The 17965-nt window shown below is 67.9% G+C and carries 12 protein-coding genes and 3 pseudogenes; 4 read left to right on the top strand and 11 right to left on the bottom strand.

The features are described from left to right. Together DIE06_RS32735 and DIE06_RS32740 are read left to right on the top strand one after the other, a co-directional pair. Positions 1-2304: pseudogene (locus DIE06_RS32735) on the top strand (Ig-like domain-containing protein); the annotation flags it as partial. A 7-nt stretch (positions 2305-2311) separates the two neighbouring features. Further along, entirely contained in the window at positions 2312-3685 is a 1374-nt protein-coding gene (locus DIE06_RS32740) for a TolC family outer membrane protein (RefSeq protein WP_124664986.1), read from the top strand. Between the two features lie 117 nt (positions 3686-3802). Here DIE06_RS32740 and DIE06_RS32745 read toward each other — a convergent pair. Further along, positions 3803-4468: pseudogene (locus DIE06_RS32745) on the bottom strand (YadA family autotransporter adhesin); the annotation flags it as partial. Here DIE06_RS32745 and DIE06_RS32750 point away from each other — a divergent pair. After that, positions 4464-5585, top strand: a pseudogene (locus DIE06_RS32750) (LamG-like jellyroll fold domain-containing protein); the annotation flags it as partial. The pseudogenes DIE06_RS32745 and DIE06_RS32750 sit on opposite strands and share 5 nt — an antisense overlap. Before the next feature lie 112 nt (positions 5586-5697). On the opposite strand, the gene DIE06_RS32755 reads toward DIE06_RS32750, so the two are convergent. From DIE06_RS32755 to DIE06_RS32770, 4 genes are all read right to left on the bottom strand, one after another. After that, positions 5698-6600 carry a GNAT family N-acetyltransferase gene (locus DIE06_RS32755; protein ID WP_124664987.1) on the bottom strand — a complete coding sequence of 301 codons (903 nt, stop codon included), beginning with the start codon at positions 6598-6600 and terminating at the stop codon, positions 5698-5700. Between the two features lie 272 nt (positions 6601-6872). Then, positions 6873-8060 (bottom strand): M20 aminoacylase family protein, encoded by a 1188-nt coding sequence (locus tag DIE06_RS32760; RefSeq protein WP_124665014.1) that lies wholly within the window; start codon positions 8058-8060, stop codon positions 6873-6875. Positions 8061-8136: 76 nt separating this feature from the next. Continuing rightward, positions 8137-9606: an aldehyde dehydrogenase family protein gene (locus DIE06_RS32765; RefSeq protein ID WP_124664988.1), complete on the bottom strand. Its 1470-nt coding sequence runs from the start codon at positions 9604-9606 to the stop codon at positions 8137-8139. Continuing rightward, complete coding sequence (locus DIE06_RS32770) at positions 9603-10880, bottom strand: FAD-binding oxidoreductase (protein WP_124664989.1); 1278 nt, start codon at positions 10878-10880, stop codon at positions 9603-9605. The genes DIE06_RS32765 and DIE06_RS32770 overlap by 4 nt, the downstream gene beginning before the upstream one ends. A 1-nt stretch (position 10881) precedes the next feature. Between DIE06_RS32770 and DIE06_RS38545 the strand changes: the two genes are divergently transcribed. Beyond that, positions 10882-11019 (top strand): hypothetical protein, encoded by a 138-nt coding sequence (locus DIE06_RS38545; protein ID WP_185733533.1) that lies wholly within the window; start codon positions 10882-10884, stop codon positions 11017-11019. On the opposite strand, the gene DIE06_RS32775 is transcribed toward DIE06_RS38545, so the two are convergent. The 6 genes from DIE06_RS32775 to DIE06_RS32800 form a co-directional block, all read right to left on the bottom strand. Further along, complete coding sequence (locus DIE06_RS32775; protein WP_124664990.1) at positions 11016-12341, bottom strand: FAD-binding oxidoreductase; 1326 nt, start codon at positions 12339-12341, stop codon at positions 11016-11018. The genes DIE06_RS38545 and DIE06_RS32775 overlap by 4 nt on opposite strands. Before the next feature lie 2 nt (positions 12342-12343). Next, positions 12344-13078: a cupin domain-containing protein gene (locus DIE06_RS32780; RefSeq protein WP_124664991.1), complete on the bottom strand. Its 735-nt coding sequence runs from the start codon at positions 13076-13078 to the stop codon at positions 12344-12346. Positions 13079-13198: 120 nt separating this feature from the next. Further along, positions 13199-13630, bottom strand: coding sequence for a helix-turn-helix domain-containing protein (locus tag DIE06_RS32785; RefSeq protein WP_069250084.1), 432 nt, complete (start codon positions 13628-13630; stop codon positions 13199-13201). Between the two features lie 23 nt (positions 13631-13653). Beyond that, positions 13654-14988: an FAD-binding oxidoreductase gene (locus DIE06_RS32790; RefSeq protein ID WP_124664992.1), complete on the bottom strand. Its 1335-nt coding sequence runs from the start codon at positions 14986-14988 to the stop codon at positions 13654-13656. A gap of 139 nt (positions 14989-15127) precedes the next feature. Next, positions 15128-17008, bottom strand: coding sequence for an ABC transporter ATP-binding protein (locus DIE06_RS32795; protein ID WP_124664993.1), 1881 nt, complete (start codon positions 17006-17008; stop codon positions 15128-15130). Continuing rightward, complete coding sequence (locus DIE06_RS32800) at positions 17008-17964, bottom strand: ABC transporter permease (protein ID WP_124664994.1); 957 nt, start codon at positions 17962-17964, stop codon at positions 17008-17010. The genes DIE06_RS32795 and DIE06_RS32800 overlap by 1 nt, the downstream gene beginning before the upstream one ends. Position 17965: the final 1 nt, after the last annotated feature.

The following is a 17965-nucleotide window of genomic DNA, read 5'->3' on the forward strand; positions in this document are numbered from 1 at the left end:
CATTGGAACACCAGCTTCAGCGCGGTTGAAGGGTTGAACAATGTGCAGGTCCGGCAGGTCGACGTCGCGGGCAATACGTCATCGGCCACGTCGTTCAGCTTCACGCTCGACACCGCTGCTGCTGCACCCAGCGTCGCGCTGACCACCGACTCCGGCAGCAGCGCCACCGACCACGTCACCAATATCGGGACGCTCAATGTCACTGGCGTCGAAACGGGTGCCACCGTGCAGTACAGCGTCGACAACGGTTCGCATTGGAGCACGAGCTTCAGCGCCGTCGAAGGACTGAACAACGTGCAGGTCCGCCAGATCGATGCCGCTGGCAACACGTCATCGGCCACGTCGTTCGGTTTCACCCTCGACACCTCGGCTGCTGCACCCAGCGTCGCGCTGACCACCGACTCCGGTAGCAGCGCCACCGACCACATCACCAACGTCGGCACGCTCAACGTCACCGGCATCGAAACCGGCGCCACCGTGCAATACAGCATCGACAACGGCGCACACTGGAACACCACATTCAGCGCCGTCGAAGGCGTGAACAACGTGCAAGTCCGTCAGATCGACATCGCGGGCAATATCTCGAACGCCACGAGCTTGAGTTTCACGCTCGACGCCACGGCGCCGTCGACGCTGTCATGGCAATTCACCGGCCACACACTGACCGCCACCACCGACACGTCGGATGTATGGAAAGTCCTGGTCCACGACAACACGACCAACGCCGATTACACCGCAACGCAACAAACCGCCGGAACCTGGACCGTCTCGCAACAGAGCCTCAATCTCAACAAGGACTCCGTCACCGTGACCGAGTGGGACACCGCGGGAAACTCGCGCTCGTCCACACATGTGGCGCCCGCCGGAGTCGCCGGATCCGAGATCAACCTGGCGCTCGCCGATCCGTCCGGCCACGCGTCCGATCTCGCGGTGACGATCGCCGGCATCCCGTCCGGCTGGACGCTGAATGCCGGCACCGACCTCGGCAACGGCGCGTGGCTCGTGCCGACGAACGACCTCGGCACGCTCACCGTCACGCCGCCCGCTTCCTTCACCGGCGCCACCGTGCTCACGGTGAGCGAAACGTGGACCGCCGCGGACGGCAGTCACGCAGCCGCCACGATCACGGACAACGTCGAAGCATACGCGGCCAACGCACCGATCTTCGCGTGGTCGGGCGACGACCAGCTGACGGGATCCGCCGGCCACGACCTGTTCGTCGTCTCGCAGCCGATCGGCAACGACACGCTGCACACGTTCGACCTCGCCGCCGACAAGATCGATCTCGTGGGCTTCACGGGCATCGCGAGCTTCAGCGACGTCCAGACGCACCTGGCAGACGACGCCAACGGCAATGCGGTGCTCACGCTGGGCGACGGCGCCACCATCACGGTGACGGGCGTTCATTCGGCCGACCTCACCAGCGACAACTTCGTGTTCGACCAGGAACCGGTCGTGCAGAACGCCGGCGTCATGACTGTGAACGACGGCGCGATGCTGCCGATCGGCGGAATCGTGGAGAATACGGGAACGATCGCACTCGGCTCGACCGGCGACATCACCCGGTTCGAAATCCTCGCGAAAAGCGCGACCCTGGAAGGCGGCGGGCACGTGACATTGTCCGACGACAGCCACAACGTCGTGTTCGGCAGCACGCCGGATGCAGCGCTCGTGAACGTCGACAACACGATCTCGGGCGCCGGCCAGCTCGGCGCCGGCCAACTGACGCTCGTCAACGAAGGAACGATCGTCGCCGACGGCGCCAACGCGCTCGTCATCGACACGGGCGCGCACGCCGTCGCCAACGCCGGCACGCTCGAGGCGACGGGCGGCGGCGGCCTCGTGATCGAAAGCGCGGTGACCAATACGGGCAACCTGTGGGCCAACAACGGCAACCTGACGATCCACGGCGACGTGACAGGCGCCGGAAGCGCGACGATCAGCGGCGCCGCAACGCTGGAGTTCGGCGGTGCGTCCGCGGAAAACACGACGTTCGCCGATGGTGCCGCGGGGACGCTCAAGCTGGATCAGTCCGCGGGCTTCACCGGTACGGTCAGCGGCTTCGGCGCCGGCGACTCGCTCGACCTGACCGACGTTCTGTTCGGCGATCACACGACGCTGAGCTTCACGGCCAACGACGCGGGAACGGGCGGCACGCTGACAGTCAGCGACGGCGTCCACACCGCACAGGTCGCGCTTCAGGGCAATCTGTCGGGCGGCAGCTTCCAGCTCGCACACGATCAGGGCAGCGGCACCGTGGTCACTTACGTCCCGCCGCCGCTGCCGCACGTGCAGGATGTTTGAGCCGATCATGAACAAGAAGCGTCCTCTGCTTGCACTCCTCGCATTCGCGTCGGCGCTCGCGGGCCCCGCCGCGCCCGCCGACGCGCAAAGCCTGCAGGAAGCGGTCGAACAGGCGATCCGGACCAACCCCGAGATCCTTGCCACGACATACAACCGCGAAGCGGCGGATCAGGGACTGAAGCAGGCGCGGGCCGGCTACCTGCCCCGCGTGGACGTCGACGCATCGATCGGCAAGGAGCAGCGCGACGACGTCGAAACGCGTCTGCTCGGGCTGAACCGTACGACGTTCACGCACCGGACGGCCAACGTGACGTTGTCGCAAATGCTGTTCGACGGTTTCGCGGTCAGGAGCGAAGTGGCACGGCAACGGGCACGCATCGACTCATCCGCGAATCGCGTCGCGTCCACGTCGGAGGATGTGGCGCTACGCGTGGTGGGCGCGTACCTGGAAGTCCTGCGGCGCCAGGAAACGGTCGTCGCCGCCACCGACAATCTGGAATCCCACCGCCGGATCCACGATCAGATCAAGCTGCGCAGCGACCGCGGCGTCGGCCGGCGCGCCGATCTGTACCAGGCGGAAAGCCGGCTGGCGCTCGCCCAGGACAACTTGCGGTCCGAGCAAAGCAACCTGAAAGACGCCGAAGTGGCCTACGCGCGGCTGGTGGGCGTGCCGCCGGATGTGCTCGTCAAGCCGGTCGCGCCGGAGGCCGCGCTCCCGCCGACCGAACGACTCGCACTGGATACGGCGCTGGCAAACCACCCGTCCCTCGCGGGCGCCGATGCGGACGTCGCCCAGGCCAATGCGCAATATGACGCGGCGAAGGCCGCACTATGGCCGCGCCTCGACCTGGAGCTCAGCGCGAGCCACGATCGCGACGGCGTGCTCGGCCCGACGAATGACCGCCGCGTGATGCTGCGGCTGCGCTACAACCTGTTCCAGGGCGGCGCCGACAAGGCTCGAATCGGCGAGGCGCATGCGCAGATCCGGGAAGCCGAGGAAGACCGCAACCGCACGCGCCTCGAGATCGCGGAAAGCGAGTCGCACGCCTACAACGCGTACGTCACCGCCCGCGACCGGTTGGTCGTGCTCAAGCAGTACATGGATTCAAGCGCGTCGACGCGTGAGGCCTATCAGTTGCAGTTCGGCATCGGTCAACGTTCGCTGCTCGACCTGCTCAACGCCGAGAACGAGTATTACAGTGCCCGCATCGATTACATCAGCGGTCAATATGCGGAAGTGGCGAGCGCGTACCGCGTGTTCGCCGGGATGGGGCAGCTGCTCGACACGCTTCACGTCGCGCGGCCGGCGCAGGCATGGGGCGCCGGCGCCGTGCAGCCGGCAATGGCCTTCGACCGGCGCGCATCCGATCCCGGCAAATGACAGGACCCCGGGATTCGGCATTCCGCCCCGGGGCCCTGTCGTCGCCGAAGTTGCCTGAGGCGTCGGGCATCATCCGCATGCCCGACGCCCCCGACGGTCAACGCACGTCGCGTCGCATCAGAACTGATACCCCGCACCGACCACCGCGCCGAAGTCCGACCGCGCATTCCCCGTCACCGACGCCTTGACGACCCAGCGATTGCTCTCCGTCACGTACGAATACCCGGCCGCGAACCCTTGCTGCCCGTGATAATTCGAGGTCGCCGCCGACACCATCGAGCGCCCGGCCCCCGTCGGCTGCGGCAAACCGGCCACCGCCATCGCCGACGCCACGCCGCCGTACATGTCCTTCTTCAGGTTGTTGAACGCGTTGTACACCTGCCCGATCCGCTGGTCGGTGTAGCCCTTCGTCTGCGTCGACGCGGCATTGAGGTTGTCGTTCAGCTGCTGCACGTTCACCGCGTCGGTCGGCGCCGTGCCGGCGGCCACGTTCGTGACCTGCCGCTCGCTGCCCTTCGCGCCGACCGAGAACGAGTTGTCGCGGTCCGCAACCGAACCCTGGCCGACCGCCACCGCATTCTTGCCGGTTGCTGTCGCCGTCGAGCCGATCGAGCCCGCATCGGCACGCGCGATCCACGTCGCGTTCGCATCGGTTGCCGCCGCGCGGACCTGGTCTTTCGCCGCCGCCGTCTTCAGCGCGTCGTTGAACTGGGCCATGTTGACCGCGTCGTTGGCGTTCACGCCGGCCGCGACACCCGTCAGCACGCGGTCGCCCGCCGTGCCGCAAGCGCAGTTCTCGACCGCCAGCCAGGGCACGATCCGTCCGTGCTGGGCGCTCGTCTACAACCACTACGTGAACCGCAAGGGGCTGGCCGCACCGTGGTCCGCGAAGTTCGCGCGCGCGATTCAGCCTGAAGGCGGCGGCGGCAACTACGGCGAAACGAGCGGCGGCTACGATCAGCTCGGCTACGGCACGCTGACCTGCACGCGCGATCCCGTTGCGCCCACAACCGCACCGAGCGCGCTGATTGCGTGGCCGGCTGCCGGACAGGTCGCGCTGTCGTGGTGGGGTGTCGCGAACGCGGCGAGCTACAACGTGAAGCGTGCCGCCAGCGCCGGCGGGCCGTACACGACCATCGCGACCGGCATCGTCGATCCGCTGACCTACACGGACAATCCCGCGGCAGGCGTGTGGCACTACGTGATCAGTGCGCAGAGCGCAGCGGGCGAATCCGGGCATTCGTTGGAAGTCGTCGCATCGACGGCGCTGCAGCTGCATACGCTGCTGTCGTTCGACGAGACAAGCGGCACGAGCGCCGCGGACGCGAGCGGCAACGGCCATGCGGGCACGCTCGTCGGCGGCGCATCGCGCGTAACGGGCACGCTCGGCAACGCGGTGTCGCTCGACGGCGCCAGCGGCTACGTCGCGCTGCCGAACGACATCGTCGCCGACGTGTCGGATGTCACGATCGCGGCGTGGGTGAACTGGCGCGGCGGGCAGACGTGGGCACGCATCTTCGATTTCGGCTCGGGCACCGGGCGCTATCTGTTCGTCACGCCGAAGGGCCCACGCGGGACGATGCGCTTCGCGATCACGACCAACGGCGGACATGGCGAGCGCACGGTCGACGGCAACGCCGCGCTGCCGGCCGGACAATGGGCGCACGTCGCGGTCACGCTGTCGGCCGCGACCGCGACGCTTTATCTGAACGGCGACGCGATCGGCTCGGCAAGCGACGTCATCTTCGCGCCCTGGCGGATCGGGAAAACCGCGCAGAACTGGATCGGGCGTTCGCAGTATCCGGGCGACCCGTTCTTCAATGGCGCGATCGACGACTTCCGCATCCATCGCGGCGCGATGTCGGCCGAACAGGTGAAGGCGCTCGCGCAGGGCGCGTGATGCCCAATGCCGGACATGCCGAGCGTGCGAGCGACGGCAACGAGTCACTGCCGGCGGGACAATGGGCGCGGCATGCGTGACGCTTGCCGCCGCCCGGCCGCGCGACCGGCGCCTACAACATCGCCTGACTGATCAACCCGTACAGTCCGAACACGGGATCAGGCGCGCTGCCGTGCGCCGCGGCAGGCGCATTGCGAACCATCTTCGAGCAGGTGTCGACGCGTTTCAATCCCTGCGCGTCGAGCCAGTGCGGCAAGCTCGTTCCCGACGGGACGTCGATGCGGACGAATTCATTCTCGCGTCCGCTGAGCCAATGACTGATCAGCGCCTTCGCCTGCGCGTCGTCGCTCGAACGCGGTGCGGCGACCGGGCCGATCACGTAACCGCGACCGAAGCGGCGCAGCACTGAAAATCCCGCGATCTCGCCATCGCGTTCGAGCACGACGCATTCGCCCCGCTTCAGCAATGCCGCCAGCAGCACGTCGCGCTCGAGGCCGGAAGCACGCGCGTCCAGTTCGACGAGGCGGCTCAGATCGGCGGGCGTCCCGGCGCGCAGTCGCTCGCCATCGGACAGCGCAACCGCCGCGGGCCGACTCACGTTCCCCTGATATTGATCCAGCGATCCGCACACGGCGAACCCGAGCTTTTCATAGAGCGGCTGGCCGGCCGGCGTCGCATGCAGGAACGTGATGCGCGGCCCCAGTTCGTCGACGAGGGTTTCCATCAGCGCGCGGCCGATGCCCCGGCCCTGATGCTCGGACGACACGATCACGTGCCCGATGGCAGCGCGGTCGGTACCGTACTTCCAGCACATCGCCGTCCCGATGACGACCCCGTTCTCCTCGGCCGCGAACGCGATCGACGTGTCCGCGGAAAACTGCCAGTCTTCCGCCCTGAACGGCCAGCGTAGCGCCATGGAGAGTGCGTGGGCCGCGGGGACATCGGCCGTGCCAAACCTGCGATAGTGAAGTGCCGTCGCGGAGCCGGAAGCGTTCATCACGTGTTCATCCTTCATCAAGTCATCCAGTGGAAATGACGCCGGTTCATGCCCCGACGCGATCGACGGCGCGCGCCGGTCGCACCGGATGTTCGCCGAGCCGGCATCTGCGCCGTGCGGTGGCGGCCTGCTCACGACACCGGCAAGCGCATGGAACCCACTATAAAAAGGAATGATTTTCCCGTGCCTAATGACCTATAAATCGTTCATTAACGAAAACTTAATGCCCGGGACGCACATGACCATTCAACGCAGCCCGGATGCCGACTCGTTCGCGATCGCGCACACGTTCACGGGAATCGCGCGAAATACTGCTGTGCCAGCGCGACCCAATACCGGACGCCGGCCGGAATGATGTCGTCGTTGAAATCGTATTTCGGATGATGCAGCGCCGGCGAGGCCGTGCCGGTCGGTGCATTGCCGATCAGCACGTAGGCGCCGGGGCGCTCCTCCAGCATGAAGCCGAAGTCTTCCGACGTCATGTTCGGCGGCACGTCGCGGTCAACCCGTTCTTCGCCGAACGTCTCGCGCATGACCGCTTCGCAGAACGCCGTCTCGGCCGGCGTGTTGACCGTCGCGGGGTAGTACTGAAAGAACTCGACGTCGACCTGCGCGCCATAGGCGTGCGCCAGCCCCTCGCACGTGAGCCGGACGTCATGCTGCAGCTTCTGCTGCAATGCGGACGACAGCGTGCGGATCGTCCCGCGCAGCTCGGCGCTGTCCGGAATGACGTTGTCCGTCGTTCCCGCATGGAACATGCAGACGGAAATGACGGCGGGATCGACGGGATCCTTGTGCCGCGCGGCGATGGTCTGGCACTGCAGCACCATCGAACACGCGAGCGGGACGGGATCGATGCCGAGATGCGGCTGCGCCGCGTGCGCGCCCTTGCCGGTCACGGTAATCCGGAACCGCGAGCCGGCGGCCATGATCGGGCCGGTGCGCAACCCGAAATGCCCGGCCGGCAAACCGGGCCAGTTGTGCATGCCGAACACCGCTTCCGTCGGACATTGCTCGAACAACCCGTCGTCGATCATCTTGCGCGCGCCCGCACCGCCCTCTTCGCCAGGCTGAAACACGAAATGCACGGTGCCCGGCAACTGCGGCAATTCCTTCAGGATGCGCGCCGCGCCGAGCAACATGACGGTATGGCCGTCGTGTCCGCACGCATGCATGATCCCGTGCGTGCACGATGCATGCGCGAAGTCATTCGCTTCGTGGATCGGCAACGCGTCCAGATCGGCGCGCAGCACGATTCCCCGGCCCGGATCCGCGCCGGGCAGGCTCGCGACGACGCCCGTACCGCCCAGCCCGCGCGATACCGCATAACCGAGCGTTTCGAGCTCGCGGGCGACGACGTCGGCCGTCCTGTGTTCCTCGAACCGCAACTCGGGATGCGCATGCAGATCGCGCCGCAATGTCGCCCAGTGCGCGCAATGCGCGCTCAAAGACGCTTCGGAGATGACGGGGTTGTCCAATTCGGGCACCTTCGGGAAATAGACGGCTTCCATTCTGCATTCTGTCCTGCCGCCGCGTTCGCACGCAGCCGCTGCTTCAGTCGTAAAAGCCGAGGATCGACTTGACTTCCATGTACTCTTCCATCCCTTCGATCCCGTACTCGCGGCCATTGCCCGACTGCTTGTAACCGCCGAACGGCGCCTGAGGATCCCATGCCGGGTAGTTCAGGTGCACCTGCCCCGAGCGAATGCGCGCGGCCACCGCGCGTGCGTGTTCCCGGTCGGTGCCCTGCACGTGCGCGCCGAGCCCATAGACCGTGTCGTTCGCGATCGCGACGGCTTCGTCGACGGTGTCGTAAGGCAGGATCGCGAGGACCGGACCAAAGATCTCCTGCTGCGCGATCGCCATGTCGGTGCGGACGTCGGAAAAAATCGTCGGCCGCGCATAAAAGCCGCGGTCGAATCCAGCGGGCCGCCCGGGACCGCCGGCGATCAGCTTCGCCCGTTCGTCGATGCCCGCGTCGATCATCTGCGCGACGCGACCGAACTGCGCGCGATTGGCCAGCGGGCCATGCGTCGTCGCGTCGACGAACGGATCGCCGACGACGAGCTGCTGCGCTGCCGCGACGACCAGCGCCTCGACCTCACCGAGCACGTTGCGCGGCACGATCATGCGGGTCGGTGCGCTGCACGACTGGCCCATGTTGCGGAACGCGGCGGCCACGCCCGGCGCGATCGCACGCGACAGGTCGGCATCGGGCAACACGATGTTCGGCGACTTGCCGCCCAACTCCTGCGCGACGCGCTTGACGGTCGGGGCCGCGGCCTGCGCGACCAGCACGCCGGCACGCGTCGACCCGGTGATCGACACCATGTCGACCTGCGGGTGCGACGAAAGCGCGGCGCCCACCTCCGCACCGCTGCCGCTCACCAGGTTGAATACGCCGGCGGGCACGCCCGCATCGGCGATCACTTCCGCAAACAGCAACGCGCTGAGCGGCGACAGCTCGCTGGGTTTCAGCACCACCGTGCAGCCTGCCGCGAGCGCGGGCCCGACCTTCGCGGTGATCTGATAGATCGGCCAGTTCCACGGCGTGATCAGCGCGCACACACCGATCGGCTCGCGCACAACGGCGGTCGTCCCTCGCCGGGTGACGAACGGATAGCCGGCCAGATTGTCGCGCGCGACCCGGATGTGTTCGGCCGCGAGCGGCACATGGGCGCCGCGTGCGTAGCTGATCGGCGCGCCCATTTCCAGCGCGAGCGCCATGGCGAACCGTTCGGCGCGCTCGAGCATCAACGCGTGCACGCGGTCGAGCAGTGCGGCGCGTTGCTGCGGCGAAGTCGTGGACCAATGCTCGAACGCGTTGCGCGCGGCCTGCACCGCACGATCGGCGTCGTGCGCGTTGCCGAGCGGGATTTCGCACAGCGTGTCTTCAGTCGACGGGCAGACGACCGCGAACCGGTCGCCGCCATCGGGCAAGACCCAGTCGCCGTCGATGAAGAAGCGATCGAGCCTGCCGGCTTCCATCAGGTGACGAACCGGTGAGTTGACGGGTGAATTCATTGCAAAGTGTCCTTGAGTCGATACCATGCGCCGACGAACGGCAAAAACCACGGTTTGCCGAAGTGGCCGGGAATCGCGGGCCAGTCGAAGCATTTCCACGGATTGAGATCGGCGCGTCCATCCATGATCTCCGCCATCAGCGTGCCCATCAGCGTCGCCATGTGCGTGCCGTGGCCGCTATAGCCCATCGAGTAATACACGCCGTCGCGCTGGCCCGCGCGCGGCAGGCGGTTGGCCGTCATGTCGACCATCCCGCCCCAGCAATAGTCGATGCGCACGCCGGCCAGTTCGGGAAACACGGTGGCCATCTGCTGTCGCAGGATCAGCCCGCTCTTTTCGTCCGAACGCGGATTCGACGTGGCGAAACGCGCCCGCCCGCCGAACAGCATCCGGTTGTCGGGCGTGACGCGAAAGAAATTGACGAAGTTCTTCGTGTCGGTGACCATCCGGCGCGTCGGCAGCAACCGGTCGAGCAGCTCGCGCGGCAACGGCTCGGTGACGATGATGAACGCGCCGACCGGCACGATCCTGCGCCGGATCCAGCCGAACGGGCCCACCTGCGAGATGCCGCTTGCAAGCAGCACCTGGCGCGTACGGATCTCGCCGAGCGGCGTGCGTACCGCGTATGCGCCGCCCGCCTGCCTCGTCATGCCGAGTACCGGCGCATGCTCGAGAATATGCGCGCCGCGCGCCTGCGCGGCGTTCGCCAGGCCGCGCACATAGCGGCCGACGTGCATCCCGGCGCTCTTCTCGAAGATCAGCCCGCCGTGATAACGGTTCGAACCGATCTCGTCGCGCAGCTCCGCCTTCGTCACCACGCGCGTGTCAGGGTCCACGCTCGCGGCGAGCAGCGCCTGGCTCCGCACGAGCTTGTCGTAGTGCTCGGGCTTCGCCGCGAGCTTGAGCTTGCCGCGCCGCACGAAATCGCAAGCGATCGACTCCTCCCGGACCAGCCGCTCGACCGTGTCGACACCCGCATCGAACGCGAGATACAGCCGGTTCGCCAGTTCCGTGCCGATGCGCCTCGACAGGAACGCGTAATCCTGTGCGAAGCCGTTGTTGCACATGCCGCCGTTGCGTCCCGATGCCGCCTGCCCAATGGTGCCCGCTTCGCAGACGACGACCCGTGCGCCCTTCTTCGCCAGCGCCAGTGCGGCCGCCGAACCCGTAATCCCGCCGCCCACCACCACCACGTCGCAACTCCCGTCAGGCCGCTGCGGCGAGCGGCTCACGAATGGCTCGGACGTATCGAGCCAGTAGGAACCGAAACGCATCATGCACTCCCCTGTCGGCAGCACCGGGCTGCAAAGCGCGGCACGCCTTCACCACACCGATCCGGCCGCGCGCGCGGTCCGGATCGAAACGCATCGTCCCGAGGCCGCCACCGTCGTGCGCGTGACGGCTCCGACCTAGAAATCGGCAACCTTGCCCCATGCGGAATCGGCGAACCGGCCGGGCTGATACGGCACCGGATCGACCAGCGGTTGCGCACCGGTCGCGAGATCCGCGATCAAGTGACCGGCACCGGGGCCGATCCCGAAGCCATGACCCGAAAAGCCCGCCGCGAGAATCAACCCCGGCACGCCCGGCACTTCGCCGATGCCCGGCACGCCGTCCGGCGTGCTGTCGACGAAGCCGGCCCATGCATGCGTGATCGTCGCTTCGCGAAGCTCGGGCAGCAGTTCGACCGCACGGCGGTACGTTTCGGTGACCGTCGGCATGTCGGGCTTCGGATCCAGGATGCGTACGGCTTCCATCGGCGTCGGTGCATCGAGGCGCCAGCGCTTCAGCGTTTCATGACCGCCGCGCACGCCTTCGAAGCCGCCCGGCAGAAGATTGCGCCAGCGCTTCGCGAACATCGGCACGAATTGCGGCGCGAATCGCAGGAACTGCGGCGTCAGGTCCACGCGCGCGCGGCCGCTGATCGCCAATGCGTAGCGTCCATCGCTGCGGCGCGTGATGGACACGCCGGACGTGTACATCGCATCCGGCAGCGGCGTTTCGACGGGCGACACGCTCAGGATCGACTGACGGATCGACGCCTGCGGAAACCGGATGCCGAGCTGGCGGCAGAACGACGACGCCCATGCGCCGCCGGCCATCACGACCGTTCGGGTCTTGATGACGCCGGCCTCGGTGACGACGCCCGCGACGCGGCCGCCTTCGAGTTCGATGCCGCGCGCCGCGCAGTGCTGGTGGACACTGCCGCCCAGCTTGATCAGCGCGGCGGCCACGGCCGGCGCGGCCTTGCCTGGATCGGCCGTGCCGTCGGTCGGCGAGAAGACGCCGCCCTTCCACTGCCGCCCGGTGGCCCGTCCGCGTTCGGCGGCCTGCTTGCTGTCGAGCATGTACGTGGTCACGCCCGCGGTCTTCGCGAATTCGCCCCAGCTGGCCCAGCGGGACAGCTCGGCCTCGTCATTGCTCAGATACAGCAGCCCGCAGCGATGAAAGCCCGTGTCCTCGCCGGATTCGGCGGCGAATCGTTCCCACAGATCGATGCTCTTGCTTGCCATCGGCAATTCGCGCTCGTCGCGGTTCTGCTGCCGGCACCAGCCCCAGTTGCGGCTCGACTGCTCGGCGCCGATCCGCCCCTTCTCGACCAGCGCGACCGACACCCCGCGCCGGGCCAGGTAGTACGCGGTGAAGACGCCGATGATGCCGCCGCCGATCACGACGACGTCGGCCGAAGCCGGCAGCGTGGGCGAAGTTTCGATATGGCGCAGCGGAGGGGACATGTTCAGTCTCGTTCGGTGGAGGGTTTGACGTTCTGCATCACGTAGAACTTCGCCACGCGTTCGCTGCTTTCCCACCCGATCGACGCGCCGCGCGGCACGAACAGCGCATCGCCGGTACCGAGCGACTGCACGCTGCCGTCGGGCGCCGCGAACCGGACGCCGCCGTCCAGCAGGAACATGAACTCGTTCGCGCGATGCGGCCGGACGATCCGGTGATACGGCGTCGAATCCCACGTGCCCGCGCAGTATCCGGCGCCGTCGTCGGTGAACACGTTATCGCTGCGGCATTGCGGCGCGGGGCCGAGCAGCACCTCGGCCGGCAGCGTGGCGGACGGCTTGAAGTCCGCGCCGGCGCGCAGCTCGAAGAGGCCGCGTTTCGTCGGTTGCGCGCACGCTGTCGCGCAGAACATCAGCAGCACCGGCGATTGCGCGGCGATGCGCAGTGCGGTGCCGCCGCCAATGACGGCGCCTTGCCCCGGGCCGAGCACCAGCGGCGCGGCCCCGGCCGCTTCGAGCGTCAGCTCGCCTTGGACGACGACGACGGTTTCGATGTGCGGAAAGCTCGGCACGTCCAGTTCGCCGACGAAAACGATCCGCCCCGCGGCCATCGCGTCGGGGCCTTCCCACGCAATCTCGCGATGCGACGCGAAAGGATCGCTCGCGCCGAACGCCTGCGTGCGGAATGCGGTGGAAGACGGTGCGCCGTCGGCCCGGTGCAACACGAAAACTGCGGTCATTTCTGCTCCTGTGCAGTGCGCGGCGGACTGGTTCAAAAGCCGTCACGCGATATCGGAAATCGTCGTTCGCCGGCTCTTCTGCCGGACATCCTCAGCGGGGCATGTCGTCCATGCGTGCGCTTACGCCGCGTGACACGATGCTTCGCGGCGTTCGGCGCGCAGGCGCGTCGATGGCGTTCGCACCGGCGCGCCGCCCGTTCGGGCGACCACGTAATCGCGCGGCGTGATCCCGAGCACGCGCCGGAAATGCCGGCACAGATGGCTCTGATCGAAGAAGCCGACGTCGGTCGCGACGACCGACGGTGCGAGACCGGCGCGCAACAGGTCCTGCGCCCGCCGTATCCGCACGAGACACAGATACCGGTGCGGCGACAGCCCGGTTTCGCTGCGAAAACGCGCGGTGAAACGCGACACGCTCAACCCGGCCACTGCCGCGAGCGTATCGAGGTTCAGCGGCTGCGCGAACGACGCGTCGATCGTGCGCAGCACGTCGCCGATCGCCGGCGAGACCGGCCGCGCGACACGCGGCGAGCCAACGAATTGCACTGTCATGTCGAATTCTCCCGGCGCTCGCTTCAATGCAGGAAATCCTGCATCCGGTAATACGCGCCGACGAGCGGCAAGAACCACGCGTGCCCGAAATGGCCCGGTATCGCCGGCCATTCGAGCTCGCGCCACGGGTTCGACGCGGCCGCCCCATACAGCACGTCGGCCATCACGCGGCCCATGTGCACCGACATCTGCACGCCGTGGCCGCTGTAGCCCATCGAGTAATAGAGTCCGTCGTGCTGGCCCGCGCGCGGCAGCCGGTCGGCGGTGATGTCGACGAGGCCGCCCCAGCAGTAATCGAGCCGCACGTTGGCCAGTTCCGGGAAATAGCCGGCCATGCCGGCGCGCAGGATGTCGCCGCTCTTCGCGTCGGAGCGCGGGCTCGACATCGCGAAGCGCGCGCGGCCGCCGAACAGCAACCGGTTGTCGGGCGTCACGCGAAAGTAGTTGCCGATCTGGCGCGACGTCACGTATGCACGGCGATGCGGGAACAACCGGTTCAGCTGCGCGTCGGGCAGCGGCTCGGTCACGACGATGAAGCTGCCGACCGGCGCAATGCGCCGCCGGAACCACGCGAACGGGCCGTGCTGCGATGCGCCGGTCGCGACCAGCACGCGGTCGGCGACGATCGTGCCGCGGGCGCAGGTAATTCTGTGGCGCTCGCCGTCGAGCCGGTCGAGCTGCGTGACGGCCGCGTGTTCATACACGCGTGCGCCGGCCCGCACGGCCGCTTGCGCGAGCCCGACGCCGAACTTGCCCATGTGCATCTGCGCGCCGTTGCGCTGCAGGAGTCCACCGTAGAAACCGTCGGAGCCGACTTCGTCGCGGATGTGCGACGGGTCGATCAGCTCGATGTCCGGATCGACGTCGCGCCGCAACGCGTTGAAGGTCTTTTCAAGCCCCGCGAAATGCTGCGGTTTCGCGGCGAGCTTCAGTTTGCCGGCGCGCCGGAAATCGCAATCGATCGCCTGTTCGGTCACGATCGTCTCGACGCTCTTCACCGCGCTTTCGTACGCGCGATAGAACTGCTTCGCCTGCGCGGCGCCGATGCGCGCGGCCAGCGACGCGTAGTCCTGCGCGACGCCCGTATTGCACTGGCCGCCGTTGCGGCCGGACGCTTCGCCGGCAACCTGCGCGGCTTCGAGCACAACCACCGAGACGCCGCGCTGCGCGAGCGCGAGTGCTGCCGACAAGCCGGTGAAACCGCCGCCGATCACCACGACGTCGGCCCGCCCTTCGACCGGCCCTTCGCTTCCGGCGTGAAACGCGGGACGGGTATCCAGCCAGTACGATTCCAGTTTCATTGGGTCCTTCTTGTGCATGCCGGCAGCGACGATCGGCGACCGTTCAATGAGAATCATTTAATCACCGTCAAAAACCGCAGTTGCCGCGTATTCGCGCGCGGCACGCATACAAATTGTCGTTTTGCGCGACCGCCGCAGCAGACTATGCGGCGGGCCGTTCATCGCACCGCGCGATGCACGGTTCGCGCGCGACGCACTACAGCTGCACCGGCGTGACACCGGCGGCAATCGGCTCGGCCTGGAAGCGCGCGAGATCCTCCTCGCTGCGATGGCACAGCACCTGCGCGCCGTTGCCGAGCGTGCGCAGCGACGGGGCCGTCCGGTTGCACACGCCGTCCACGCGCATCGCGCAGCGCGACAGGAACGGACACAGCTCGGCCTCGTTCTCGCGCGCGCCGATCGGCACCAGCGGCCGATGGCAACGCTCGGCCGCATCGTCGAGCCAGCCCGCGCGCAACTCCGGCGCCGACGACACCAGCAGATGCGAATACGGGTGATAAGGCGGCGCGCACAGCGCGTCGCGGCTGCCCGTCTCCACGCGGCGGCCCGCATACAGCACGACGATGTCGTCGCTGATCGCGCGCACCTTCGCGATGTCGTGCGTGATGAACACGTACGACACGCCGAGCTTCGCCTGCAGGTCGCGCAGCAGCTCGATGATCGCGGCGCCGACCACCGTGTCGAGCGCCGACGTGACCTCGTCGCACAGGATCAGGTCGGGCTCGGCCGCGAGCGCGCGCGCGAGGTTCACGCGCTGCTTCTGGCCGCCCGACAGCTCGCCGGTGCGCCGCGCGGCGACCGCCGGCGGCAACCGCACGAGTTCGAGCAGCTCCGCGACGCGCTGGCGTGCACGCGCGCCCTTGATCCCGTGGTAGAACGCGAGCGGCCGCGCGAGCGTGCGCTCGACGGTATGCACCGGGTTGAGCGCCGTATCGGCGTTCTGGAACACGATCTGCACGCGGCGGTGCTGCTCCTTCGTCCGTTTGGCGATATCGCGCGCGAGCGGCTCGCCGTCGAGCAGGATCGCGCCGCCGGTCGCCGGCACGAGGCCCGCGATCACCTTCGCGAGCGTCGTCTTGCCGGAGCCCGATTCGCCGATCACGCCGACCGTCTGTCCGCGCCCGATGCGCAGGTCGACTTCATGCAGGATCACCTTCGCGGGCCAGCCGTTCGCGGTGCGCCCGCCGTAGCCCGCGATCGCGCCACGCACGTCGAGCAGCGGCGCCGGCGCAGCCGGCTCCTGTGCTTGTGCTTGCGCCTGCGCGTCGCGTTCGACATCGTTCGGCGTGACCGCCGCGATCAGGCTCTGCGTGTATGGATGCGTCGGCGCATGCAGGATCTGTTCGGTGTCGCCCGCCTCGCGGATCACGCCGTCGCTCAGCACGACGATCCGGTCGGCCATCTGCGCGACCACGGCCAGGTCGTGCGACACGTACACCGCACTCATCCGGTAGCGCCGGATCACGCTCTTGAACGCCTGCAGCACGTCGATCTGCGTGGTCACGTCGAGCGCGGTGGTCGGCTCGTCGAGGATCACCAGCTCCGGGTCGGTGATCAGCGCCATCGCGGCCATCAGCCGCTGCAGTTGACCGCCCGACACCTGGTGCGGATAGCGCTTGCCGATCGTCTCCGGCTCCGGCAGCGCGAGTGCGCGAAACAGCTCGATCGCCTTCGCCTGCGCGTCGCGCTTCGTCATCGTCTTGTGGATCAGCGCGCTCTCGATCACCTGGTCGAGAATCGTGCGCGACGGGTTGAACGCGGCAGCGGCGCTCTGCGCGATGTACGCGACCTTGCGGCCGCGCAATGCGGTCAGCGCCTGCGCGGACAGCGTGCACACGTCCGTGCCGCCGATCTTCACCGAGCCGCCGGCGATCCGGCATCCGGTGCGCGCATGGCCCATCAGCGACAACGCGATCGTCGTCTTGCCGGAGCCCGATTCGCCGATCAGCGCGAGCACCTCGCCGCGCCCGATCTCGAAGTCGACGCCGTGGACGATCGTCGTTTCCTCGCCGCCCGGCCGGCCGCCGACCACGCGCAGCCCGCGCACCTCGACGAGCGGGTTCGATTCGTGTCGCATCAGTGTCCTCCGGCGGCGCCGGCCGCGCCCTTGCGGCGGCCGCGATGCGGCAAGCCGTCGATCATCAGGTTGACGCCCACCGTCAGGATCGCGATCGCGACCGCGGGCATGATCGCGACGGCCGAGCCGTCGCCGAGGCTCGCGATGTTCTCGCGCACGAGCGATCCGAGGTCCGCGTACGGCGGCTGCACGCCGAGCCCGAGAAAGCTCAGGCCGCTCAGCAGCAGCACGACGAACGTGAAGCGCAGCCCGGTGTCCGCCAGCATCGGGTGGATCATGTTCGGCAGCATCTCGACGCACGCGATGTACAGCGCGCTTTCGCCGCGCGCCTTCGCCACCTGCACGAATTCGAGCGTGCTGATGTTGACGGCCAGCGCACGCGCGATCCGGTACGAGCCGGGCATGTAGCTGACCGCGGCGGTGAGCACCAGCAGCGGCAGCGACGAGCCGAACGCGGCGACGAGCATCAGCGCGAACATCTTCGACGGAATCGACGTGAGCGCGTCGAGCAGCCGGCTCATGGTCTCGTCGACCGCGCGGCCCGACACGGTCGCGAGCAGCCCGAGCGTCGTGCCGGTCACCGCGGCGAGCAGCACCGCGGCCAGCGCGAGCAGCACGGTCAGCCGCGTGCCGTACAGGATCCGGCTCAGCATGTCGCGGCCGAGGAAGTCGGAGCCGAACGGCAGCTTCGCGCTGAACGACGCGAACACGTCGGGCGTGACGATCGCGCCGACGTCATGCGGCGCGATCAGCGGCCCGAACACCGCGACGAACAGCATCAGGCCGACCATCGACAGGCCGACGCGGCCGCCGGTCGTCAAGGCGATGCGCGCGGCGCGGCGCTTGCGCGGCTGGTCGGGAGCAGGCGCGGCAGGCGGCACACTGCCCCGCCCCACGGGCGGATCGCCGGAGGGCGGCAGCGCGCTGCTGCGTTGTACGGGTTCGATCGGTTGCATG

This window comes from Burkholderia sp. Bp8998 (assembly GCF_003854235.1).
Classification (GTDB): Bacteria; Pseudomonadota; Gammaproteobacteria; order Burkholderiales; family Burkholderiaceae; genus Burkholderia.